The organism is Kibdelosporangium phytohabitans (assembly GCF_001302585.1).
Lineage (GTDB): Bacteria > Actinomycetota > Actinomycetes > Mycobacteriales > Pseudonocardiaceae > Kibdelosporangium > Kibdelosporangium phytohabitans.
Genome location: NZ_CP012752.1, coordinates 7,965,132 through 7,990,009 on the forward strand (window position 1 = coordinate 7,965,132; position 24,878 = coordinate 7,990,009).

General features: G+C 68.8%; 17 protein-coding genes. 5 read left to right on the forward strand and 12 right to left on the reverse strand.

The features are described 5' to 3' along the window. From AOZ06_RS35955 to AOZ06_RS35965, 3 genes are read right to left on the reverse strand one after another with little or no spacing between them, the layout of a single operon-like run. Complete coding sequence (locus AOZ06_RS35955; protein WP_054293449.1) at window positions 1-6,057, reverse strand: RHS repeat-associated core domain-containing protein; 6,057 nt, start codon at window positions 6,055-6,057, stop codon at window positions 1-3. 11 nt (window positions 6,058-6,068) lie between these two features. Then, window positions 6,069-6,680 carry a DNRLRE domain-containing protein gene (locus tag AOZ06_RS35960; protein ID WP_157233439.1) on the reverse strand — a complete coding sequence of 204 codons (612 nt, stop codon included), beginning with the start codon at window positions 6,678-6,680 and terminating at the stop codon, window positions 6,069-6,071. Window positions 6,681-6,698: 18 nt separating this feature from the next. Continuing rightward, window positions 6,699-10,730, reverse strand: coding sequence for a LamG-like jellyroll fold domain-containing protein (locus tag AOZ06_RS35965; protein ID WP_054293451.1), 4,032 nt, complete (start codon window positions 10,728-10,730; stop codon window positions 6,699-6,701). A 276-nt stretch (window positions 10,731-11,006) separates the two neighbouring features. Between AOZ06_RS35965 and AOZ06_RS35970 the strand changes: the two genes are divergently transcribed. Continuing rightward, entirely contained in the window at window positions 11,007-14,201 is a 3,195-nt protein-coding gene (locus AOZ06_RS35970; RefSeq protein WP_054293452.1) for an AfsR/SARP family transcriptional regulator, read from the forward strand. Here the strand turns inward: AOZ06_RS35970 and AOZ06_RS35975 are convergent, their stop codons facing one another. Continuing rightward, complete coding sequence (locus tag AOZ06_RS35975; RefSeq protein ID WP_054293453.1) at window positions 14,202-16,082, reverse strand: S9 family peptidase; 1,881 nt, start codon at window positions 16,080-16,082, stop codon at window positions 14,202-14,204. A 14-nt stretch (window positions 16,083-16,096) separates the two neighbouring features. After that, the gene (locus AOZ06_RS35980; RefSeq protein WP_169799025.1) at window positions 16,097-16,465 is read right to left on the reverse strand and encodes a Na-translocating system protein MpsC family protein; all 369 of its coding nucleotides are present in this window, start codon (window positions 16,463-16,465) and stop codon (window positions 16,097-16,099) included. A gap of 195 nt (window positions 16,466-16,660) precedes the next feature. Between AOZ06_RS35980 and AOZ06_RS35985 the strand changes: the two genes are divergently transcribed. Beyond that, window positions 16,661-17,185, forward strand: a complete 525-nt coding sequence (locus tag AOZ06_RS35985; protein WP_083472806.1) for a cysteine dioxygenase — start codon at window positions 16,661-16,663, stop codon at window positions 17,183-17,185. Beyond that, window positions 17,182-17,580, forward strand: a complete 399-nt coding sequence (locus AOZ06_RS35990) for a rhodanese-like domain-containing protein (RefSeq protein ID WP_054293456.1) — start codon at window positions 17,182-17,184, stop codon at window positions 17,578-17,580. The genes AOZ06_RS35985 and AOZ06_RS35990 overlap by 4 nt, the downstream gene beginning before the upstream one ends. A gap of 35 nt (window positions 17,581-17,615) precedes the next feature. Here the strand turns inward: AOZ06_RS35990 and AOZ06_RS54940 are convergent, their stop codons facing one another. After that, window positions 17,616-17,744: a hypothetical protein gene (locus AOZ06_RS54940; protein ID WP_417999908.1), complete on the reverse strand. Its 129-nt coding sequence runs from the start codon at window positions 17,742-17,744 to the stop codon at window positions 17,616-17,618. Window positions 17,745-17,798: 54 nt separating this feature from the next. Here AOZ06_RS54940 and AOZ06_RS35995 point away from each other — a divergent pair, with 54 nt between their 5' ends. Next, a complete protein-coding gene (locus tag AOZ06_RS35995; protein WP_054293457.1) occupies window positions 17,799-18,173 on the forward strand; it encodes a YybH family protein in 375 nt (124 codons plus the stop codon). A 57-nt stretch (window positions 18,174-18,230) separates the two neighbouring features. On the opposite strand, the gene AOZ06_RS36000 is transcribed toward AOZ06_RS35995, so the two are convergent. The 6 genes from AOZ06_RS36000 to AOZ06_RS36025 form a co-directional block, all read right to left on the reverse strand. After that, a complete protein-coding gene (locus AOZ06_RS36000; protein ID WP_054293458.1) occupies window positions 18,231-19,826 on the reverse strand; it encodes a solute symporter family protein in 1,596 nt (531 codons plus the stop codon). Next, a complete protein-coding gene (locus AOZ06_RS36005; RefSeq protein WP_054293459.1) occupies window positions 19,823-20,170 on the reverse strand; it encodes a DUF485 domain-containing protein in 348 nt (115 codons plus the stop codon). Before AOZ06_RS36005 ends, AOZ06_RS36000 begins: the two co-directional genes overlap by 4 nt. Before the next feature lie 64 nt (window positions 20,171-20,234). Next, window positions 20,235-21,980: a sodium/solute symporter gene (locus tag AOZ06_RS36010; protein ID WP_054293460.1), complete on the reverse strand. Its 1,746-nt coding sequence runs from the start codon at window positions 21,978-21,980 to the stop codon at window positions 20,235-20,237. Beyond that, window positions 21,977-22,324, reverse strand: coding sequence for a hypothetical protein (locus AOZ06_RS36015; RefSeq protein WP_054293461.1), 348 nt, complete (start codon window positions 22,322-22,324; stop codon window positions 21,977-21,979). Before AOZ06_RS36015 ends, AOZ06_RS36010 begins: the two co-directional genes overlap by 4 nt. Continuing rightward, on the reverse strand, window positions 22,324-23,076 hold the full coding sequence (locus AOZ06_RS36020) for a LytR/AlgR family response regulator transcription factor (RefSeq protein WP_054293462.1): 753 nt from the start codon (window positions 23,074-23,076) through the stop codon (window positions 22,324-22,326). Before AOZ06_RS36020 ends, AOZ06_RS36015 begins: the two co-directional genes overlap by 1 nt. Next, the gene (locus AOZ06_RS36025) at window positions 23,076-24,140 is read right to left on the reverse strand and encodes a sensor histidine kinase (protein ID WP_083472154.1); all 1,065 of its coding nucleotides are present in this window, start codon (window positions 24,138-24,140) and stop codon (window positions 23,076-23,078) included. Before AOZ06_RS36025 ends, AOZ06_RS36020 begins: the two co-directional genes overlap by 1 nt. Window positions 24,141-24,276: 136 nt before the next feature. Here AOZ06_RS36025 and AOZ06_RS36030 point away from each other — a divergent pair, with 136 nt between their 5' ends. Beyond that, complete coding sequence (locus AOZ06_RS36030; protein ID WP_054293463.1) at window positions 24,277-24,861, forward strand: 3-keto-disaccharide hydrolase; 585 nt, start codon at window positions 24,277-24,279, stop codon at window positions 24,859-24,861. Window positions 24,862-24,878: the final 17 nt, after the last annotated feature.

Below are 24,878 nucleotides of genomic sequence, written 5' to 3' on the forward strand. Positions count from 1 at the left end.
TCAACGCTCCTCCGCGTATGGGTTGTACCCGTGCAACCGGGTCGACGTGGCGGCCTCACGGCCGAACGACGGTGCGCCGATCCCGGCCGACAGCCCACCGGAGACACCGACCGCCATCGGGCCCTTGTCGTCGCTCTCCGAGATCTCGACACCGACCGGGCCGATCGGTACCCCCGCCCACGTGCCTGTCCCGCCGAGGTCCTCGATGTGTCCCTGGCTGACCTTGATGCCGAGGTCGAGACCACCACCGATGGACGCGCCCGCGCCGCCCTTGCGCGCGGCCGACACCCCGATGCCGTACTGGTCGAAGTTGAGGCACGCCTCGCCACCGACCATGCCGACGACCTGTCCCCAAATGGCACCGCAGATGCTGACCGTCAAGGCGTTCTTCGGCTTGTTCGCCTCGACCCACTTCGCGTGCTGCTCGTTCTCCCATGCCTTCTTCTCCCCCGCCTGCTTCGACAGGGCTTTCGAGCACTCCGGCTGGGTCACACTGACGTTCGCGCACTCGGTGGGCCTGACCTCCCACGGCTTCATCACACGGCACTTGTCGAAGACACAGCTCTGCATCGGCCGTGGCTGTCCCTTCGGCACGACCGACACCAGCGGCTTGTGCGTCGGCCACGGGTTGCCCCGGGTCGTGAGCTTCGCCGGTCCCCAGTCGCCGTCGTCGCCGTCGAACGTCGACGCCGGGCCCTTGCCGGGCTGGTACGGACCGAATTTGCATTCGCCGTCCGGGCAGCTGCGCGGGATGCGGCCATCCGGGTCGCTCAACGTGATCGGGCTGTTCTTGGCGTAGCTGTACCCGTTGAGGTGATCCGGATCGGACGATTTCAGCACCGGGTCCACGGCGACGAACTTGCCACCAGCCGGGTCGTAGGCGCGCACGCCCAGCGACGTGAGCCCCGTGGCCGCCTCGGTGACACCGCCGACGAACCCGCGCGTCGACGGCCAGGCCACCGGAGCGCCCCGCAGCTCACCGAATGGATCCAACCGGCGAGTTGTCACCGTCGTCCCGGTCACTGCCACGACATCCGTGCCGTTGGTGTCCTGGGACAACCAGGTCACCCCGACGGCTGTGCGCATACCGACCACGTTGCCGTTGTGCGGGTAGTACCTGGTGCCGGACGCCTTGTTGGCCGTCTTGTCCCAGCGGACCTCACCGGTGGGCAGGTACAGCGTCGATCCCTTGTCGTCGCGGCTGATCAGCCGCGAACCGTCCAACCCGTACACATATCCGGTACCGGCCGAAGTGGACGCAAGACGGTCCTCGGTGTCCCAGTTCATCGACTGCTGGACACCCTGCGGGCCCGGACGGGACTTGACTGTGCCGGTCTCGGTGTACCCGAACGCCTCGGTCTTCGTTCCCTGCGGACCATCGACGGTCACCGTGAGCGGAGCGTGCGGACGGGCCTGCTTCGCCGCCGGGTACGACGACTTGCGAACGGTGTCGCGGTTGCCGCCGAGGCCGTGCTCGGTCTCCGTCGCCCGGTTGCCGACAGCGTCGTAGGTGTACGACGTCCAGTACGGCGCCGGGCCGCCCACGTTCTGGCCGACACCGCCACAGTCCGTCGCGGTCGACCACGACTGCGTCATCCGGCGCAGGTAGTCGTACCCGAAACACTGCGCGTCGAACGTCTGGCCGGGCATGGCCGTCGTCAGCTTGGTGATGTTGCCCGACTCGTCGTACGTGTAGCGCATGTCGGAGTCGTAGGTCGTGGACGCCCGCCGGTCGACGGCGAGCTGCGCGACCCTGCGGGTCACCACGCCGTAGTCCCACCGCGTCCACGTCTCGGCGTTCACCTTGCCACGGCGGATCATCTCCGGCTCACCGAACTCGGTGTACCGCGTGTACCCGACGTAGGTCTCGCTGCCGGTGACCGAGCTCAGCAGGCCGAACTCGTCGTAGCCGTACTTGACCTCCTCACCGCCGAGGTCCGCCCCCAGCTTCGGGGTGACGATCTTCTTCAACGTGCCGTTCGGGTTGTACTCGGCCACCGTCCGGTACGTTCCGGCGAGACCGGCCTCCGAGGCCGGCACCGTGATCACCTCCTCGGTCGGCCGGTAGCCGTCGTCGTAGCCGACGATCTCCGACTTGTACGGCACGCCGCCGGTGAACCTGGTGCTGGTCGCCACCTGGCCGAGCGCGCCGGCCGGGTCGTAGGTCAGCTCGGTCAGCTTGGTGTTGCCGTCCCACGTCGCCGTGGTCCGGCCGAGCTCGTCGTAGTCGTAGGTGATCACCTTCTGGCGTGCGTCGGTCCGGGTCTTGAGCTGGCCGGCGTCGTCGTACGTCAGCACCGACGCGCCCTTGTCCGGGTCGCTCCTGGTCACCGTCCTGCCGAGCACGTCGTGCCCGTAGGTCCAGTCGTTGCCGCTGGTGTCGGTGATCTTGTCCAGCTGACCGGCCTTGGAGTACGTGTACTTCGTCGTGGTGACGTCGATCCCCGCGGACAGTTGCCGGACCTCGGTCTGCCTGCCACGAGCGTCGACGAGGGTCGCGGTCTTGGTGCCGCCCTTGGCAGGCGTCACGACCGTCATGTCGCCGCGGTACTCGGTGGTGGTGAACCACGCCGCCGAGGCGGGCTGGTTCTTGGTGAACTGCTCGGAGCGCACCACACGGGCGGCGCCGTCGTAGGTCAGCCTGGTCTGCGACGGGATCGCCGCGTCCCCGGCAGGCGAGGTCAGCAACGTGCCGCCCGCCGCGCCTTCGGCGTAGTACTTGGCGTTCTGCTTGACCACGACGCCCCGCGAGTCGTGGATCGTGTCCGTGACCACCCGGCCCGGCGGTGTCCCCGGTTCGAGCCAAGCGGGCGACTGGGTCTGCCGCGCGCGCATGAAGCCGTCGTACAGGATGTATCCGGTCTGGTAGTTCTGGTTCGCCTTCAGCTCCTCAGCGGACACCCAGCTGGTGCCGTCGTTGCGCAGCTGGTAGCCGTACCGGATGTGCGGGCCGTCGGTGCCCTTGACCCGACCGGGCCGCCACACCCCGGTCAACCGTCCCTGCGGGTCGTACGCGAGTTCCGTCTTGCGGCCGTTCACATCCTTGGTGGCCTTGACCACGCCGTTCACTTCGTACTCGGTGACAGTCTTGTGCCCCTTGGGGTTGGTGACCGTCACTGCCGCCGGAACACCCGACTGGGGTTCGTACGTCGTGGTTGTCTTGCGTTTCAACGCGTCCTGTGACGTGAGCACGCGACCGGAAGCGTCGTAGGACGTCTCCGAGTCGACCAGGTAGACGGGCTTCCCGTCCGCTTGGTAGTCCCGGACTCGCTCCACCTTGGTCGCGTACCCGGCGGCCGGAGCGGTGTTCCATTCGCGACCGTCGTAGTAAGTGCGGACGTCGGAGATCGAGTCCCGTGGGAACACCGCTGCCACACCACATGCGACACCGACCGTGGTCGACTGGCTTGGCAGGTCCAAGACCCACGTGTCCCGGTTGCGCGCGTACGTGGTGGTCGTGCACCGGTCGTCCTCGGCTGTTGCGACGTCGCCGAGATCCTTCGTCTCCTTCAGGAAACCGTCATCGTCATACGTGTTGACGACTTCGGTCTTCCGCGGCGGGCCACCGGTGATCGTGGTGCGGCCCAGTGTCTTCGCGACCCGGATCGAGTACGCGACACTGCTGCCCTGCGCACCGGTCTGCTTGCGCACGGGTTCGTTGAGCGAGCCGGAGATCTCCGGGCCGTCGACGCCGTTGAGCGTGCGCTCCTCCAACTTGAAGCCCTGCAGGCCGTCGGAGTCCTCCCGTTTCACCCCGGCCGAGTCCTCCACGGTCGCCGGCCTCGACCCGCCGTCCTTGTTCAACCGGTCTCCGTGCATGCCGCGGTAGTACCGCGTCTGCATCTCGGTCTGCTTGACGTCCGGCTGGCTGGCGGTGTTGCCGGTGCGTACCTTCACCTCCGCGTAGCCACGCCACTGCGTCCACGAGCGGTAGTCCGCTTTGACCAGAGGATTGTCGTCGTAGTGCCACGCGCCGCCACCGCCGTACTCGTAGGTGGTCTTGCCGGGCAGGCTGCCGCCGACCCGGTCGTCGGTGAGCACCTCACCCACGACGTACTTGCGGAACCAGTCGTCCGTGGCCGCCGCACCGGGCGGCGCCCAGCGCTGCGGGAAACACCGTTTGGTGTTGTTCTCCGGTGCCGGCTTGGTGTCCGCCTCGCAGTCGTGCGGCTTCCAGTTCACCTCGGTCTTGCCACCGGACTCGTTGTAGATGGTGTGGATCCGGTGTTTGAGCATCGGCGGCAGGCCGTCCTGCGCGGTGTTGATCCGGTTCGGTTCCGGTGTGCCGTGGTACTTCGTGGGCGGTGAGCTGAGCGCGGTGCCCCCGCGGTGACCGGTGTGTGTGACCTGCTGCAGCCACAACCCCGCAGCCGTGCCGTCCCCGTTGGCGGGGAAGCCGTGCTCCAGCGTCCACGTGTCGAGCAGCTGCCCGGCCAGGAATGTGCTCACCTTGGCCAGCCGCTTGGTCGTCCAGAACGTCGGCGAGTACTTCTCCGGGCAGGTCGCGCCGGTGCACTCGCGGTCGAACGGGACGTCCGGGAAGCTCTCCTTCCTGGCGCAGTCCGAGCCTTCCTGGCAACGCTGGGCGTTGTCGAACCGCACCTCGGCGTATCCCGTGCTCTGGCCGTCCTTGCCGCCGTACTCGATCCGGTCGAGAACGCCGCCGCGGGTGTAGTCCGCCTTGCCCTTGGCGAGGTTGATGCCGTAGGCGTTGGTCTCCTTGGTGTAGAAGTACTTGATGGTGTTGCCCGCGCGGTCGACCACGTAGTCGAGGTTCCAGCGCCACGCCTGCTGGCACCACGATTCGGCGAACGTCGCCTTCTTGCACGGCTCGTTGTCGTTGTTGCCGAACATCGGCACGGTCCACGCCGACTGGGTGTCGGCGTGCCTTCCGAAGAAGTACTGCGTGCCGTCAGTCGTGGTGACGCGCCAGTAGTCGCCGCCGTGGTCACCGTTGTTCGCGCCGTTCCAGAGATCCACTCTGGACCCGTCGTCGTCCTTGAGCCGCCACTTCCTCTGGCCCGAGTCGTACACGAGCGGGGACGCCTTGCCGTTGAACACGATGGACGCCTGGTTGTCGGTCCAGCACAGGTCGCCGGACTCCTGGACGCCCTGGTCCACACAGGAGCTCAGCCCCCATGACACGTACCCGGACCACAGGTTCCAGCCCTCACCCACCCAGGACGGCTGGTTGTTCGTCGCGACAGTACGACCGTCGACACTGCCGGAGGAATAGGACAGTCCGACCTTCGGCACCAGACCGCCGGGAACCGACGGAACGGCGAAGTCCTGCGCCACCGAGAAACTGCCGCTCTGCAAAGCGGTCTGCCAGGTCGCCGACGGTGACAACGAGGTCGCCTTGTAGTCGCCGGTCGAACCCTCGGGCGCGGCTGACAGCGCGTACACCCCGGTGTGCTGCGAGGTCACCACCCTGGCCGAAGCCGTGCTGGTGGCGAACGAGTTGCCGGTCTTGAGCGGTGTCTGCTTCTGGCACTCGGACTTCTCCGGCGTCGTCACGGCGCACTCCGGCAACGACACGATCCGCAGCCGGGAGCCCCAGTCCCCGCCGAACGCGGCACGAAACCCCGAGTAGTCCAGCTCGACCTCCACCGGCCCCGGCGCGTTGACACCGTCGGACCTGCGCAAGGTCAACACACTGCCGGTCACCCCAGCCGCGTCTGCTCTCGCGCGGTCGAACAGTTCGACGGAGACCTGCGCGGGTGCCGTGCCGTCGGCGCCGGGCGCCGGTGCCTTGAGCCGCACGGGCAGCCCGCCCGCACGGACTGATTGGGTCCCGACCGTCCCCAATGGCACATCGGCCGTTCCCGCGGCGGGCCACGTCACGGCAGGCGTGCCCTTCTGGCGTCCCTCCCACACCGGATCCACCGGTATCGGCTTGGCCTGCGCGTTGACTCCCGCCACTTTCGCGGCGCGGCTGAGCGGCGCCGGATCCCCCGGTGGCCGTTCGGCCGCCACCACCGGGGCGGCCGGAACGGCCAGCAGCGATGCCCCGAGCGCGACCGCGAGGCCCGCTCGGATGGCATGTCTGGGTCTCATTCGGTTCCTCACTACTCGTAGGTGATCAGCAGCTGCGGGCGGTTGCCGGTGCTGCTGCTGGTGTCGAACTTGCGGAACGCCGTCCGGTCGTACTCGTTGCCGGCCAGCCCGAACGTCACGTCAGGGGCACCGGATGCCGCGACCTGCGCCACGTACGACGTGATGTCGAAGCTGATCGGCTGGCTCGGGCCGCAGTGCTGCCCGGCGCCCGGGACGTAGCGCTGGTCCAGCTGCCACCGCTGCGGCTGGTTGCTCCACGTGGTCTGCGGTGAGATCGCCGTGGCGCCCCACAGCTCGACCGGCGTGGTCAGGCAGGTGGACGAGAACGAGTTCCACACCACGAACTCCGCACGCAGCACCCGCTTGCCCCGCACGGGGTTCGTGTCGAACATGAAGTAGCTGCGGGCGATCGTGCTGGGTGCGTCCCAGCCCTGGTAGCCGACCGGGGCACGCCCTTCGTGCAGTGGACCGCCGTTCCAGTAGCCCTGACCCGGCCACGTGCTCAGCACCGCCGTCCAACCGGTTTCCGTGGCCTGGTGCGTGGCCGAGGACGCCGCCATCGCAGGTGTCTGCGGTACGAGCAGGGCGATCAGGCCGACGAGCAACAACAGAGTTCTTCGCACTCTCTCTCCTTTGTGGATCTAACTGGTGACCCGGGCCGGGTCGATGCCGTAGCCGAGCGGCCCGACGACGTCCTGGCCCTCGCAGTACTGGTCGGTCGACTCGAACCGGTCGGGTGTCCCGATCCGGGTGCACGAGTACAACCGGGTGGCAGCCGGATCAGCGGGTTTGTCCACCCACAGCCAGCCGGTGGCTTTCAGCAGTTGCTTTCCGCCGCATTGGGCGTCGATCGCGGCGTACGTGTCCGTACCGTCCTTGCACAGGTACAGACCGATCTGCCCGGGGCGGGGACCGTGGTGCACCGCGACCAGGTCTCGTTCGTGCCGGTACGTCAGCGGCGCGAACCCGACGTCGCTGCGGGAATCCGGTGCTCCCTCGAACGACTGGTAGCGCTGCAACGTGACGTAGGGCAGCGTGTAGCCGAGGGTCACCACGACCGTCTGCCCCTCGCAGTCCGCGACCAGCGAGTCGAAGTACCTGCCGCTGTGCAGGCACCGGTACAGCCCGGTCCGGCCTTCCCCGGCGGTGTCGTAGACCGGCCCAAGTGGACTGATCAGCTTGGCGCCCTCGCAGTCGGCGCGGGTGGAGGTGAATCCGTCGGTCCCGAGGCGGCAGCTGTAGAGCATGTGCGTGCCCGGGGTGCCGGGCGGCGGGTAGTACCCGAGGTCTCCGGCCTTGAAGTACCCGGCAGGTGTCGGGCCGTTGAAGCTGAACTGGTCCTTGGGCGAGGCGTACCGGGTGTGCGCCTTGGACTTCACCCGGCTGGGCACCGGGTTGGCCGCTTCGTCGGTGATCTCCTCACCCGTGCGCACGCCGTCGAACACGCGGACCTCGTCGATCGTGCCGAGGAAGTCGAGTGGGTGCTTGCCGTCCCACTTCGCGTTGCCCACCTGGAACGGACCGGGCGCGTTCCACTGCATGCCGCCCGGCACCGCGCCGGTGCCGCTCAGCACGCCGTTGACGTAGACCCGGATCTCCTGCTGGCCGTCGTCGTAGACGCCCGCGACATGCGTCCATTCCCCCACTCGCGCGGGCACGGACGCACGGGCGTGGCGCAGCTCCGGACTGGCCGCGTCCTTGTTCGGCACCGTCATCGTCCACTCGCCGACGGGTTTGCCGGAGTCGTTGCGGTACATCAGGTAGAACCCGCTGTTGTGCACACCCTCCTGCGCCGCGACGGCCCTGGCCTTCGCGTCGAGCACGTCCGGCTTGACCCACGCCGACACGGTGAAGCTGTCGTCGGTGCGGATCACCGGCTCCGAGCCGTAGACGCGGCCGCCGTTGCCGGGGAACCTGGCGCCGGTACCTGTCTTGCCCGGTGCCCAGCCGATGCCCGCCGACAAGGTCATCGCGGTCTGCTGCCCGGTGAAGTCGGTGGTGACCGTGCCGGTGGCGTCGTCGAAGTTCCACGCCGCGATCTCGTTCGCCGGCCGCCCGGCCAGCTGGTCGATCTCCGAGCCGGACGTGTCCAGCCTGATGTCCGGCAACGCCCGGTCGAACACCTTGACGTCGTCGATCAGGCCGGGGAAGTTGTCACCGGTGTTGCCTGCCCACTTGCCGCGACCGATCTGCAGTGTCCTGGCCGGTTGGCTGGTCCAGTTGCCGGTGTGCTGCCCGGTCCCGGCCAGTTCCCCGTTGACGTAGAGCTGCAGCGTTCCGTAGGTCGAGTTGTAGACACCGGTCAGGTGTGTCCACACCTCAGTCCTCGGTGTGAACTTCGGGTCGGTGGCGACGGCCTGCTCGATCGCGGGCCCGTCGTTGTCGTGCGACATCATCGAGAAGGCCCACTTGCGGATGCCGCTCCCGGCGTACTGCAGGGCGAACCGGCTGACCCGCTCGCCGTCCTGGCTGACCGCGGTCTTCCAGATGTCGCCGGGGTGGTCGCGCAGCTTCACCCACGCGCTGACCGTGTAGCTCCTGGTCGCGTCGACGGCCGGGCCGTTGCGGGTGGGCACCTCCGAACCGGCGTTCCCGCTGAGGGAAACCGCGTCACCGTTGCGGCCGTGTCCCCATCCCCCGTTCGCGACGGTACCTGGATGCCGCCCGGTCGAGTCGGGTGCGGCCGTCTCGTTGTTGCGGCCGTCCAGCCGCCAGTGGCCGGTCGGTGGCGTCGGCCCGTTGACCCGGATCTCGTACTTGCGGACGTTGCTGCGGGACGGGTCCAGCTCGTTGTCGACACCCTGGTTGCCCGCCTTGTCCACAATGGCCACATCGAGCCGGGTACCGTCGGCCGTGACCGGTGTGACGTCCACTGTGGCCGAACCGCCGGGGGCGTCGACCTGCCGCCAGCCCTGGCCGCCGACACGGTAGGCGAAACCGGCAGCGTCGGCGAGACCGTTGGCGTTGAACGTGAACCGGCCGGTCTTGCCGGGCGCGCCGGACGAGCGGCCCTCGGGGTAGTCGGTCGACGTGACGATCGGTTTCCGGTCGGGCGGTGTCGTGTCGACGGTCAGGTAACACGGCCCGGCCCAGCCCGACTGGGCGCCGTGCGGATCGGTCGTCAGCACGTGCCACGCCAGCGTCTGCCCATGGGTGAACATGTCACCGGGGACTTCCAGCTGGAACCGGGATCCCGACTCCTGCGGCCCGACGTTGAAGTCCCGGTAGTTCTGCGTCCCGTTCCAGTACACGCGGAACGTGGCGGTCACCCGGTCGCCGTCGGGGTCCGCGGCATCCGCCATCAGGACGGGCTTGTTCGTCGAGATGTGCGGCGCGTTCGGCGGCGCGCCACCGCATCCCGGCTTGGGCGACGCGGTCAGGTTGCCCGGCGCCCACGGGTAGCGGTTGTAGTTCACGATCAGCTTCGGGTGCTCGCCCTGCGAAGTGGTGTCGAACTTGCGCCAGGCCAGGGTGTTGCCCTCCTCGCCGGAGAGCCGGAACGTCACCCAGTCCTCGCGCGCGTTGGAGAAGGCCACCTCGTCGGTCACGTTCCAGCCGATCCAGCGCGCGCCGCAGTCGCCACGGCCGAAACCGCTTTCGTGCCTGTGCTGGACCTTGCCGATGGCGGGCTGGTTGTTCCACGTCGTGTCCGGGCTGACCTGACCGGCGTGCGCGAGCCAGAACGAGCTGTCGCCGCACGCGGAGGAGTACGAGCCCAGGATGTTCAGCTCCGAGTAGAGCACGTGCTTGTCCCGGATCGAGCGCAGGTCGAAGTGGAAGAACGAGCGCACGGTCACGATCGGGTCCTCCCATTCGGAGTACCCGACTCTGGCCCGTTTGTCGGTGCCCATGTTGGCGCCGTTCCAGTAACCCTGATTGGGGTACTGGTAGTAGACCGACGTCCAGCCGAACTGGCCGAGCGGTGTCCACTGCGCGGCGATGGTGATCGGGAAATCGGCGTCGGCCGAGTTCAGCAGCTTGCGGTCCGGCGCGATCGTGATCCGCCCGTCGGCCGCCTTCGCGGTGGCGGTGCTGTGGTTGGCGCCCGGCTCACCGTTCGCGGCCGTGTCCCACATCCCGGCTGGTGCCGCGCGGAAGATCTCCTTGCCGTCCTTGGTCACCGCCGTGAGTCCGCCGCCGTCTCGTGGCCTGACCTCCAGCCCGGCCCCGTCGACGGTCAGCCGGAGCTGGTCGAGCGCGGGATTCGCGGCCGCCTGCGGCGTCCGGACCACCAGCGCGTATCCGAAACCCTGTTTGAATGCCTCCAGCTCGAGGTCCACGCCGGGCAGCACGTCGGCGTAGCGCGCCTTGGCGCCGTCCAGCTTCGGCTCCGGCAGCGGTGACGGCCAGCGCAACACCAGTTTGTCCGTACCGCCGAACTCCACGAGCGGTTCGGCGCCGCCACGGGAGAACCGCGTCGGGGTAACCGTCGCTTGTGGACCAACGGATCCGCCCGGCCGGACCAGCACCCGGGTGTCCAGGTCGACCCATTCGCCGCCTTGCTTGGTGCGTACCGGTTCGAGCGCCTGCTCCAGCGTGTACGACCCGTTCGGGTTCGCGAACACCTGGCCGGTGGCGGTCCGCTCGGCGAGCACCTCGGCACGTTTGCCCGTGGTCCTCGCGATCGTCTCCGGCGTCGCCTGACCGGCGTCCGCGGCAGGCGGTCGCGTCACGCCCGCCGAAACCCCTTGCAGAACCAATGCCGCTGAAACGGCGCACAGCAGTAACCGCCGCACTCCCCCACCGCCTTGTCAGGAACGTTGCCAATGAACGGATCCTGACCTGCGGCGCTACACAAAACCCCATACACCGGCGTACTCGATGCCCGTCAAAGCCCGCCGTCACCCGCGAACAAAGCACATTACGGGCACGCGGATCGCGGGTATCATTTCAGGCGGGCGGATTGTCCGACTGGGGCGAAAACTGGGGGCGGTTTGCGCTATCGCGTATTGGGTCCGCTGGGGGTCGACAGCGCCGCTGAGCTGCCGAAGCGGCGCAAGCAGCGGCAGTTGCTGGCCTTGCTGCTGTTCCACGCGAATTCGGTGCTGCGCACGGGGTTCCTGCTCGACGCGCTGTGGGACGCGGACCGGCCGGTGTCGGCGGGCGCGAACCTGCAGTCGTACGTGGCGGGCCTGCGCCGGGTCATCGGCAGTGACCGGCTGGAGAACCGCCGCGGCGGCTACGTCCTGCACGTGGCCGACGACGAGCTGGACGCCACCGTGTTCACCGAGCTCACCGCGACAGGACGAGTGCTGTTGCAGGCAGGCGATCCGTCCGCGGCCGTGGCGAAGCTGACCGCGGCGCTGGACCTGTGGCGTGGGCCTGTCCTGGACGGTCTGCCCGTGCCGCACTCGCTGCGCGGCGAACTCGGGCGGCTCGACGAACTACGTGTGCGGGCAAGCGAGGACCGCGTGCAGGCGCGGCTGGAACTCGGCGGGCACAGCGAGGCAGCCGTGGAACTGCGCACGCTGCTCGCCCAGCACCCGTTCCGCGAACGGTTGTGGAGCCTGCTCATGCTGGCGTTGTACCGGCTGGGCAGGCAGGACGAGGCCCTGGACGCGTACGCGCGGATGCGCCGGTCGTTCGTCGACGAGCTGGGCATCGAGCCCGGCGTCGACGTCCGACGGATGCACCAGCGAATCCTCGGCGCCGACCCGGCCCTCGACATCGCGCCGGAGCCGGAGCCTGCCGCGCAACCGGTTCCACCGCGACTGCTGCCGCCGGACGTGGCGTACCTGGCAGGCAGGGAGAAGGAACTGGCGACGCTGGACGGCCTGCTCGGCACCGGACGGGCCGAGCTGGCAGTGGTCGTGGGCTCCGGCGGGATCGGCAAGACGTCACTGGTCGTCCGCTGGGCCCACCGGGTCGCCGGGCATTTTCCCGACGGCCAGCTGTTCATCGACCTGCGCGGGCACGAGTCGCCGATGACCGCCGAGCAGGCGCTGACGCAACTGCTGCGGGTGCTGGGCACAGCGTGCCAGGCCGTCCCGGTGACCGTCGATGAGCAGGTCGCGCTGTACCGGTCGCTGTTGGCCGACCGGAAAGTGCTGGTAGTACTGGACAACGCGGGCAACGCCGAACAGTGCAGGCCGCTGCTGCCGTCGGCGCCGGGCTGCGCCGCGGTCGTGACCAGCCGTGCCGACCTGCGCGGGCTCACGGTCGTCAACGACGCCCGGATGGTCCGGCTCGACGTTCTCGGCGCCGCCGAGGCGCGCGCCCTGTTGGCCGAGCTGATCGGCGACGAGCCGGACGCGATCACCGAGCTGGCGCACCTGTGCGGCTACCTGCCGCTCGCCCTGCGGATCGCGGCGGCGAACCTGCTCGGCGGCCAGCACGCCACCGTGCTGGACTACGTCACGGCGCTGCGCGAGGGTGACCGGATGGCCATCCTCGCGATCGAAGGTGACCCGAGCGTCGCGGTCCGTGCCACGTTCCTGTTGTCCTACCGGGCGTTGGACGCCACGACCGCGCGAGTGTTCCGGTTGCTCGGCGCGGCTGCCTGCCTGGACTTCACGGTGCACGCGGCGGCGGCCGCGTGCGGCCTGCCCGGCACTCAGGCCCGGCGTTCGCTGGACCGGCTGGTCGCGGCGAACCTGCTGGCGCAGCGCGGCAGCCGTTACCACTTCCACGACCTGATCAGGGAGTTCGCCGCGAGCCAGTGCGCCGGGGAGGACTCGCCTGCCGACCGGCGGGCGTCCGACCTCGCGCTGTTCGACCACTACCTGGGGACTGTCGACCAGGCTGTGATCACGTTGTACCCGGGGACCCGGCGGCTCAAGCCGTTGCCGACCAGCCCGGCGGAGCCGTTCGGCACCGAGACGGCCGCGCTGGGCTGGCTCGACCTCGAGCGGGCGAACCTGCTTGCCGCTGTCAAACGTGCCGCGTCACTGCCCGAGTACCACGCGCACGCGTGCCACCTCGCCGACGCGATGCGCGGATACTTCCAGGCCCAGGGTCACGCCATCGACGGGCTGGCCATCTGCGAGGCCGCGCTGTCGGCCGCGCGGTACTCGGGTGACGCGCTCGCCGAGGCGTCGATCCTGGACCTGAGCGGGCTGATCCACTACAACCTCAGCGACTACCTGCGCGCGATCGGCCTGCACACGGCGGCGCTCGAAGTCACTCAACGCGCCGGGGACAAGGAGGCGACCGCGGACTCCCTGCACAACCTCGGTCGCGTGTACGCCCAGCTCGGCAGGCCGGCGCCGTCGATGCTGTACCACAAGCAAGCGCTGGAGATCAGTCAGGAGTCCGGCAACCGGACCGCGGAGGCGTTGGCGTTGAACTACATCGGCGCCGCCTACCTGTCGTTCGGCGACGCCGTCGAAGCGGTCACGTGGCACGAGCGGGCCAGGGACCTCAGCAGGCAGATCGGCAACCGGTACTCCGAGCTGCGCGCGATCAACGGGCTCGGGCTGGCGCACTGGACCCTCGGCAGGATCGACGAGGCAGCCGCGCACCACCGGGAGAGCCTTGAGGCGTGCCGCACGCTCGGCTACCGGCACGGGGAGCTGATCTCCATGGTGTGCCTGGCCGAGACGTACTGCGACGCGGGCAGGCACGCCGAGGCCGCCGAGATCGCCGACGAGGCGATCACCATGAGCCTGCAACTCGGCGAACGCCGCAACGAAGCCAGCGCCATCGAAGTCGCCGCGACGATCCGGCAACGTCTCGGTGACTTCGACGGCGCGATCGAGGGTTACGCCAACGCGTTGGCGCTGGCACGGCGAATCGGCTTCGGATACGGCGAGACCTCGACCCTGATCGGGATGGCGCTGGCCCACATCGGCCGTGGCAACCCGGAAACGGCGCTGGAGTACGGGCAGCAGGCCCGCGCTCGGATCCAGAACTCGCAGATGCGGGTGCTGGAACCGCAGGTGGCGATAGTGCTGGCGTTCTGCCAAATACGGACGGGACAGGCCGAGCTCGCCGCGACCAGCGTCGAACAGGCGATCGCCCTGGCCCGCCAGGGAAAGCAACGTCTCGTGGAAGCCCGCGCGCTGCACGTCCAAGCCGTCCTGCAGACCAGCGTCGGCGACACCGACGCGGCACACCGGACCTGGTCGGAGGCGATGGTCCTGTTCGCCGAGACGGGTGCGAAACCCGGCGCGGTGCTGACCGGAAAACGCAGCCACAGCGGGTGATCAGCGCGAGGCGTCGCCGAAGACCCTGCCGTAGAAGGCCAGCTCCGCCTCCAGGCTCGCCTTCACGTTCACCGGTTTGCGGAAACCGTGCGACTCCTCGGCGAACGCGATGTACGTGTGGTCCACGTCGTGCGCGGCCAGCTCGCCGATCAGCACCAACGCTTGTGACGGCGGCACAACGGGGTCGATCAGGCCCTGCAGCAGCAACAGCGGGCACGTCTGCGCGCTGACGTGCCCGAGCGGTGAGCGTTCCCGGTACAGCTCGGCGCTTTCCGGCAGCGGACCCACCAGGAAATCGAGGTAGCCCGCCTCGAAGTCGTGCGTCTGCTCGGCGAACAGCTTCAAGTCGCTGACGCCGTAGTACGACACGCCTGCCGCGAAAACCGTGCTCCTGGTCGCGGCGACGAGCACTGTCCAGCCGCCCGCCGATCCACCGCGGATTCCCAGTCTGGCTTCGTCGGCGAGGCCTTGCGCGACCAGGGCACGCGCGGCGGTCACCGCGTCGGCCACGTCGACGATGCCCCACTTGCCCAGCAGGCGATCGCGGTACGCGCGGCCGTAACCGCTCGACCCGCCGTAGTTCAGGTCGAGTACTCCGATGCCGCGGCTGGTGAAGTACGCCTTGTTGATGTCGAAAGCGGACGTCGAATGCCCGGTCGGCCCGCCGTGCACCCACAGGACGTACGGCGGCTTCTCGCCGTCCGGCCCGCGGAAGTCGGGATTCGACGGCGGGTAGAGGAAACCGTGCACCGGTTTGCCGTCGTCGCCGGTGAACTCCACGGCCTTGGCCGACGGGAGGTAACGCGTGTGCACGAGCGCCTCTTCCGGCCGTACCACGTCACAGTGACCGTTGATCAAGTCCACTGTGATCACCGCGGCGGGAAGGTCCGGGCTGTATCCCACGCACGCGACGGTGTGACCGTCCACAGTCAACGCCGAAGCGAAGGACGTGTACGGCGTCGGGACGTCGGTGATCTTCCCCGAATCCGGGTCCAGGACACCGAGACGCAGTTCGCCGAGACCGTGCAGCACGACCAGCCGTCCGTCCGGGAGCTCGCCGAACGGGCGCCCGCCCAGACGCCACAGGGGATCGGAGAACTCCTCCTCGCGCGGGCAGATGTCCCGCACTTGGCCTGTCAGGCCGACGATGTGCGGGTTCCACCAGCCGGACCGGTCCGAGATGGCGTACAGGCTGTCGTCGTCACGCCACAGCGGCGCCATGACCGACTCGGCCGGCCCGCCGAGCACGACCTTGTCGCCCGCTTCACCGAGCCGGGCGACGCGCAGCTGCGCGGAGTCCCACGGCATGTCCGGCCGGTTCCAGGACACCCACGCCAAGGCGGTGCCGTCCGGCGACGGCGTCGGGTGCGCCAGGAAGTCGCCGGTGTCCACCAGTTCGCGGACGCTTTCGCTGCCGTCGAGCGCGACGGCCACGATCGCGCGGACCGGCGGCTGTCCCGGCATCTCGCGGACGCACCACACCTCAGTCCCGTCCGGCGACAGCACGTAATCGGCGTACCGGCCGGAATCCGGCGGCGTCAACGGTACGCAGCCGCCGTCGGCGACCAGGTAGAGCCGCTGGTCCTCGAAGTTGGCGAACACCAGGCCGGTGCCAGGGACGGGCAAATAGGACTTGCCACCGTATTCCTGGACGCGGGTGCGCGCCTCGTAACCCGGCGGCAGGGCGGACGTGATCGTGCCGTCGGCGGCCCTGTGCATCACCGTGGTCCTGCCGCCGTTCCGCGGCGGGATCTCCTGCCACCACAGCTCGTCACCGTGGATGTGGGGGTAGGCGACCCTGATCCGGGCACCGGCGACATCGGCCGCCGTCACCGGTGAGTCCCATTCCCCGTACGGCGCGACAACAGGATCAGTCTGCACCTGGCGACCCTATCTCAGGCCTCGTCGTCGTCGCCCTGGTCGCTGAAGACGAACACCCGTACCGCGAAGCCGGTGGTGGGGTGCACCTGCGCGAGGTACGCCGAGACCGGGCTGCCGATGATCTCCTCGATCGCGTCCTGGAACTCCGCCTTGGTGGCTTCGTGCAGCGCCTCGTGGTGCCGGATGACGGCGTCCTTGTGCCCGCGCTCGCTGAGCACGGCGTCGGCGACAGTCAGGCTGTCGACCGACAGCACGACCAGGCTGATCGGTTCGTCGTCGCTGACCGACACCTTGACGTTGCGCGGACCGCGCCCGTAGAACGACCGCTCAAGGCTGGTGATCTTTTCGGCCACCGCGTTGCGCTGTGCTCTGGTTATCCGCACCTGGCCACCATATAGTGGCCTTTCGGGCTTTGCCGTGGTGAACGCGCCGACAGGCGCCGATCCGGCATTGGCGGGTTCCACGGCGGCAGGAGCTCGAGCGAGATACCAATCCACGCTGGCCTGGAGCGACGGGGTCCCCCGACCCGGCGTACCAGGACACCGCGGGTTCTTGGCGAAAGGGCTTGTCTCGTGAAATTGTCACACGACGCCGTGCTGCCCGCCGGGCAGTTACGAGAAATCGTCGAAACCACCGCCACAACGCCGGATTCCTGGCGTGGCGAAATCAAATTCGACCTCTATGAGCGGCATTGTGTCCGGCTCAGCCGGGACGCCGCGCACGAGGTGTGGCTGATCTGCTGGGACATCGGGCAGGACACCCTGCTGCACGACCACGGCGGCAGCGTCGGCGCGTTCGCCGTGGCCAGTGGATCACTGGTCGAGGACTACGGAACGGTCGGCACGGACCGATTGCGGACGAGGCGGCACGCCGAAGGCGCCTCGGTCGGCTTCGGCGCGGATTACCTGCACAATCTCGTGAATGTCGGAATGACGCCGACCGTGTCGATCCACGCCTATTCACCGCCCCTGCGGGTGATGAATTTCTATTGCTCACTTCCGTCCGGAACACATCATTTGCGGGCAATCGAGTGCGACACGCCCGAGCCGGACACCGGTGTGCTGGAGGCCGAGGCGGCAGCGCTTCGCGCGGCGCTGACGTGAGCGCGATCTCGCAGCTGCTGGAGCAGGCGCGGGAGGGGATCACCCGCTACACCCCTGCCCAGGCAGCGCAGGCGCTGCGGGCCGGCGCGACACTGGTCGACCTGCGGCCGACCGAGTACCGGTGGCGGTTCGGCGAGATCCCGGGAGCCGTCCTGGTCTCCCGGCACGTGCTGGAGTGGCGCCTGGACGTGACGAGCCAGTGGCACCTCAAGGAGCTGCGGCACGCCGAGCACGACCAGGAGATCATCCTGATCTGCAACGAGGGCTTCACCTCCAGCCTCGCCGCGCACCAGGTGATGACCCAGTTGGGGCTGACCAGGGTCCGTGACGTCATCGGCGGGTTCGCCGCGTGGCGGGACGCGGGCTTCCCGGTGATGGCCAGGCTGACCGGGTAGCGGCGTGAGCAGCGGGCCCCGGGTGGGTCCGCTGCTCACCACTCCGCGAAACCGCCGTCGTCGTGGCGCCACCCGGGCGACCGCCAGCTGTGCCCGGTCTCGGCGGCCCGCCGGACCGGCTCCTCGTCGATCTCGATGCCCAGGCCCGGCCCGGCCGGGCGCACGGTGTACCCGTCGGTGAACGTCCGGACGAGCGGACGCGATACCGTATGTGAGGCATGACAGCAGATCATGACGTTCGAGAAGCGATCGAATCCTTCATCGACGCCTTCAACCACGGCGACGCCGAAGCCGTCGACAAGATGTTCGAAGAGCACGGCGTGCTCGTACCCGCTCCCGGCCAGCCGATGACGGGTGACGCGCGGCGAGCCGCCCAGAAACACCTGATCGGCTTCGGTTTGCCGATGCACGCCGACATCCGGCAGATCTACCGCGCCGACGACATCGCGCTGGTTCTCGTGGACTGGACCATCAAGGGCAAGACCCCCGACGGCCACGACGTCGACCTCCAGGGCACGTCCACCGATGTCGTGCGGCTGGGCGCGGACGGTGTCTGGCGCATCGCCCTCGACAACCCGTACGGCACGGCGTAAATGCGAGAGGGCCGTCCGGTTCGCCGGACGGCCCCTCATCTCTTCCCCTGGCGAGCCCTAGTGGGCGACAGCTTTCTCAGCGCCCGCGCCCGTCAACGCGCGGACCTCCATCTCGGCGTACTTGGCGTCGTCACGTTCCTTCGACAGGACCGTGCCCAGCCAGCCGAGGAAGAACGACACCGGGATGGACACGATTCCCGGGTTGGACAACGGGAACCAGGCGAAGTTCGCGTCCTTGATCATCGACGACGCGGTGCCGGACACCGCGGGTGAGAAGACGATCAGCAGGACGCAGACCGCGAGGCCGCCGTAGATGCTCCACAGCGCACCCTGTGTGTTGAACCGCTTCCAGAACAGCGAGTACAGGATAGTCGGCAGGTTCGCCGACGCGGCGACCGCGAACGCCAGCGCGACCAGGAACGCGATGTTCTGGCCGTTGGCGAAGATGCCGCCGAGGATCGCGACCGCGCCGATCACCAGCGCGGTGATCCTCGCGACCTTGACCTCCTTGGCCGGGTCGGCCTTGCCCTTCTTGATCACGTTGGCGTACACGTCGTGCGCGAACGACGCCGACGCCGTGATCGTCAGCCCCGCGACCACAGCGAGGATCGTGGCGAACGCGACCGCCGCGATGAACCCGAGCAGCACGGGCCCGCCGAGGGCGTCCGCCAGCAGCGGCGCCGCCGAGTTGACCCCGCCGGGCGCGGCCTTGATCGCCTGCGGCCCCACGATCGCGCCCGCGCCGTAGCCGAGGACCAGCGTGAACAGGTAGAAGATGCCGATCAGCCAGATCGCCCAGACCACCGAACGGCGTGCTTCCTTGGCCGTGGGCACGGTGTAGAAGCGCATCAGGATGTGCGGCAGGCCCGCCGTGCCCAGCACCAGGGCCAGCGCCAGCGACACGAAGTCCAGCTGGCTCGTCGGGGTCTTGCCGTACTGCAGACCCGGGTCCAGCACGGCCGGAGTCGCCTTGTCGACCGCACCCTGCAGCAGCGACGACAGGTTGAAGCCGTAGCGGCCCAGCACCCACAGCGTGATCGCGGCGGCGCCGGTGATCAGCAAGGCGGCCTTGATGATCTGCACCCACGTGGTGCCCTTCATACCGCCGATCAGCACGTACACGATCATGATCACGCCGACGATCGCGATGACCACGGCCTGGCCCGCCTTGCTCGTGATGCCCAGCAGCAGCGCCACCAGACCACCGGCACCGGCCATCTGGGCGAGCAGGTAGAAGAAGGAGACGGCCAGGGTGGACGTCGCCGCCGCGGCGCGGACCGGCCGCTGGCGCATCCGGAACGCCAGCACATCACCCATCGTGTACTTGCCGGTGTTCCGCAACAGCTCGGCGACCAGCAACAACGCCACCAGCCACGCGACCAGGAAACCGATCGAATAGAGGAAACCGTCGTAGCCGTTCACCGCGATCGCACCCGCGATACCCAGGAACGACGCCGCCGACAAGTAGTCACCGGAGATCGCGATCCCGTTCTGCGGACCGGTGAACGCACGACCCGCGGCGTAGTAGTCGGCCGCCGTGCGGGAGTTCTTGCTGGCACGGAACACCACGACCAGCGTGACGAGGACGAACGCGGCGAAGATCGAGATGTTGAGCGTCGGGTTGGAGCTCGACGCGGCCTGGGCGATGATCACTTGGTGTCGCCTCCCTCGATCTCCTCGCGGATCTCCGCCGCCTTGGGGTCGAGCTTCTTGTTGGCGTAGCGGACGTACAGCATCGTGATCGCGAAGGTCGACACGAACTGCAGCAGGCCGAGGATCAACGCGACGTTGATGTTGCCGAAGACCTTGGTGGACATGAAGCCGTGCGCGTAGTCGGCCAGCAGCACGTACACCAGGTACCAGACCAGGAACAGCCCGGTCATCGGGAAGACGAACCGGCGCAGCCTGCGCCGCAGGTCGGCGAATTCGGGACTGGCCTGGACCTCTTCCCAGTCGTGGGCGTCCGGTGGCCGGGTGTCAGGTTCGACGGTACTCACGCGACCTCCCTGTCACGGCATGTGTTCCGCGACACACTAAAGGGTGATCAGCCCATCGGGTGAGTCAGCGGACAAACCGCCGAACCATGCGACGAACGGTCGACGAACGGTCAAGACCGAAGGTCGAGTGGCTCAGGTCACGTTCTGGTTGCTCTCGCAGGTGCAGTCGCAGCATCGCCGTCGTCGTCCACGGCGGTGGCCTGCCGAACAAGGAGACCACGACCATGGTGCCGACCGCGAGCGGAACCGACCACGGCGCGGGCTGTGCCACGAGGATCGCCGGCCAGCCGTGCACCGGCGGCCCGAACAGCGTCATCACGATCGCGCCCGCGGTGGCGAGCAAACCCACTGCCACACCGGCGATCGCGCCGGGCGCGGTGAGCCGCGACCACCAGATGCCCAGCACCAGCAACGGGCTGAACGTGGACGCGGCGACGGTGAATCCCCACGTCACAAGGATTCCCGCGTCGATCCGGGCGGCGGGCAACGCGAGCAGGACGACCACCGCGGCGGCCAGAAACACCGTCACCCGAAGCTGTCCGAGCCCACCAGCCAACAGGTCGTGCGAGATGGCGCCGGAGACCACGAGCAGCAAACCCAATGAGGTGGCCAGGAACGAGGCGAACGCACCGGCGGTCAGCAACGCGGTGAATGCGTCCCCCCACGCTCCGTCATCCACTTGGGACGGTAGTGCGACGACTGCCGTATCCGTGGCACCCGTCAGGTAGAGCTGCGGTACCAGCACACGGCCCAACACGCCGTAGATGCCGGGGAAGAGGTAGAACGCGCTCAGCAGAACGACTGTCATCGCCGCGGTCCGGCGTGCGGCGCGACCGTCCGGACTGGTGTGGAACCGCATGAGGACGTGCGGGAGTCCCATCGTGCCGAGCATCGTGGCCAAGAGGACAGCCCACGTACCCAGCAGCGGATACCCCTCGCCCTGCACGTTGATCAGCGGTCGTTCCCAGCCGGGCCCGCCGGGCGGCGTCTGCCCCTTCACGCCGGGAACCGCCGCACCTTCGGGAAAGATGTACTCACTACCCGCTGCTACTTGAAATTCCCCAACAGGCAACGCAATCCGACCGCGCGCGGGATCACGCACAGTGGTCGGTGACGTGACTTCCAATGTGACCGCGGCACGGAAAGTCACGGCGGTCTCGTGACCGAAGTGGGTGAACTCGACCGGGCGCACCGCCTCCTCGCGGACGTCCGGGCCGACGCGCAGCAGCAACCAGATCGCGGGAATGATGAACAGCACCAGTTTCAGGCAGAACTGGAAAGCCTGGACGTAGGTGGCCGCCCGCATGCCGCCGAGCGCGAGCGTCACCGCGACGACGACCCCGGCGATCACCACACCGACCCAGTACTGCGATCCACTCACGACACTGAGCACCAGCCCGGCGGTGCGGAACTGCGGGACCAGGTATAGCCCGCCGATGACCAGGATCGCGACCGCCGCGAGCCTGCGCAGCGGCGGCGAGGCCAGCCGCGCTTCGGCGAAGTCCGGCACGGTCAGCGCGCCCGAGCGGCGCATGGGCGCGGCCACCAGTGCGAGCATGGCGATGTATCCGGCGGTGAACCCCACCGGGTACCACAGTGCGCCGAGGCCGTCCTTGACCACGAGCCCGGCCACGCCGAGGAAGGACGCGGCCGACAGGTACTCGCCGGACACCGCGGCCGAGTTCAGCAGCGGCGACACCCGGCGCGAGGCGACGAGGAAATCGGACGTGGTGCGCATCGCGGCGACCCCGCGCAACCCGATCAGCAGCGTGATCAGGACAACCGGGGTCACCGCGAGTGCGGCGATCACTCCTGGTCCTCAGGCTTCTCGGCGCGCCGCAACTGCCAGACCGCGAGGAAGACCATGGCGGGGAACGGAATCAGCACGACCATGAGCCACGACACCGGGATCCCCAGCAACCGCACGGTGTCCAGCTGCGGCCACAACGCGAACACCAACGGCAGCAACAGCACCAGCGCGAACAGCCAGCCGACGGCGACCATCGCCCGGCGGCGTTGCACGCGGAAAAGCCGTTGCGCCCGTTCGGCGTCGGCCTGGTCGAGCGCAGGCGCACGCCACCGGCCGCGCAGACGTTTGCGCGCGTGCGCGAGCCGCGTCTGCGGACTGGTCACGGCGACCCTGCGGTGCGGCATCAGGCCCGCCGGTCCAGCTCACCGTGCTGCGCCGCCCGAAGCAAACGCTCGCGCAGTTCACGGGAATGCCTGCGGGACACGGGGACGTCACCGGCCTCGGTGTGCGCGAGCAGGCCCCCCGCGGAGTCGCTGCGCAGCTCACGCACGAAACTCAGCGACAGCAGGTAACCGCGGTGCACCCGGGCGAAACCCGCGCTCTCCCAGTACTCCTGCAGCCGTGAGATCGGCATCCGCACCAGGTGCGAACCGGCCTTCGTGTGCAGCCGGACGTAATCGCCTTGCGCTTCGACGAAGTACACCTCGCTGCGGCGGATGTAGTGCGTCCGCCCGGCCGCTTCGACGGGCAGCGCGGCCATCGCGTCGAGCTTCGGCGCCGGTTCGGCGTGCCTGCCGAGCCGGGCGAGGGTGTCGGCCAGCCGTTCCGCCCGCAGCGGCTTGAGCAGGTAGTCCACCGCGCCGATGCCGAACGCGGCCACCGCGTGTTCCTCGTGCGCGGTGACGAACACGATCGCGGGCGGCTCGCTGAGCTTGCGCAGCAACGAGGCCAGCTCGAGGCCGTCCAGGCCGGGCATGGAGATGTCGAGGAACACCGCGTCGAACCGGCCGGTGTGGATCATCTTGAGCACGGCGATCGGGTCGGCCGCGCCGTGCACCTCGTCGACCTCCGGGGCGTCCCGCAGCATCCTGACCAGTTCGTCCAGCGCCGCGGGGACGTCGTCGACCGCCAGCACAGTCAGCCCCTTCGGACCCATCACGGCATCACCCCGGGCTGGAACATCGGCACCCGCACGACCACCCTGGTCCCCGCTTCCGGCGCGGTCTCGACGACGAGACCGAACCACGAGCCGTAGACGTTGCGCAGCCTGCGGTCCACATTGGTCAGCCCGACGCTGTCGGCGTGGCCGTGCCCGGCCAGTACCCGTTCGGCGACGGCCGGGTCCATGCCGACCCCGTCGTCCTCAATGCTGATCACGCAGTCCGACCCCTCGGCTTCGCCCCGCACCTGCACCAGTCCCGACTTCGAACGCGGCTCGATCCCGTGCCGCACGGCGTTCTCCACCAGCGGCTGCAACACCAGGTACGGGATCGCCACCGCGAGCACCTCCGGCGCCACCCGGATCTGCACACGCAGCCTGTCGCCGAGCACGGCGCGCTGCAACGCCAAATAGGTCTCGATCGCATGAAACTCGTCGGCGACGGTCGTGTAGTCGCCGTGCCGGGCCAGGCTGTAGCGGGTGTAGTCGGCGAAGTCGAGCATCAGTTCCCGTGACCGGTCCGGATCGGACCTGACGAGAGACGCGATGACCGTCAGCGCGTTGTAGACGAAATGCGGCGAGATCTCGGCGCGCAGCGCACGCAGTTCGGCCTGCGCGGCCTGGTCGGCCATGGCCTCGAGGCGGGTGCGTTCCAGCGCGTCGCTGATCCAGTCGGCGACGTCCCGCACCGGCCCCATCCGGCTCGCGCCCGCCACCACCAGCACACCGGACAGCTCGTCGCGTGCGTGCAGCGGCAGTGCGACCGTCGGCAGCCTGCCCGCCTTCGTCTCTCTGTGCAGAACGTCCTCGACCAGGGACATCACGTCGACACCCGACGGTGTCTGGCCGACCCACTCCAGCCGCCCGGTCAGGTCGGCCAGGCCGGCGCCGTCCGCGTCGAGCAGCCTGCGCACTCCCCTGACCGCCGCGCGCACACGAGGCCCGCTCAGCCCGCCCGCGACGTCACCCGCGACCCGCCTTGCCACGCCGAGGGTCGCGAGGGAGCCCCGCTTGAGGGGCCGCCAGGACCTGGCGGGGTCCTGGCCGGGCAGCACAGACATCGCGGCTCCATCGCATCGATGTACCAGGCCTGAGATCTTACGTCGGCGCTCCGGCCAGGCAGGCGGTTGTCGGCCCGGCGAGCGGGTACCCGGCGGGCGTGCGCAGTCCGAACGCCGTCACGTACCGTAGGCCGTGATGCGGCAGATCTTGTTGGTGGTCGCCTTGCTGCTGGCCGCGTGTAGCCCCGGACCGTTGCGCCTGTACAGCGGGTCGACGGTGGGCTGGTCGCAGGCCGGGCCGGGCGGGTTCGCCAACCGCAACGGCGTGCTGACCTCGTCCGGCGGCATGGGCCTGTTCTGGTACTCGGCACGCGAGTTCCGGGCGTACGCGCTGAAGCTGGACTGGAAGGTGTCGGGCGACTCGAACTCGGGGGTGTTCATCGGCTTTCCGGCCAGTTCCGACCCGATGTCGGCGGTGAACAAGGGCTACGAGGTGCAGATCGACGCGAGCGACGAGCCGGCCCGGACCACCGGAGCGATCTACGGCTTCCAATCGGCGGACACCGCGGCCCGTGACAAGGCCGTGCGGCCAATAGGTGAGTGGAACACGTTCGAGCTCGTGGTGTCCGGCGAGCGGGTGCGGGTGCTGCTCAACGGCGTGCAGGTCAACGACTTCACCAACACGGACCCAGCGCGGTCACTGGTCTCGGGACACATCGGCCTGCAGAACCACGGCGACGGCGACGTGGTCTCGTTCCGGGACATCCGGCTGACCGAATAGCGTGCTACGTTCCCGTG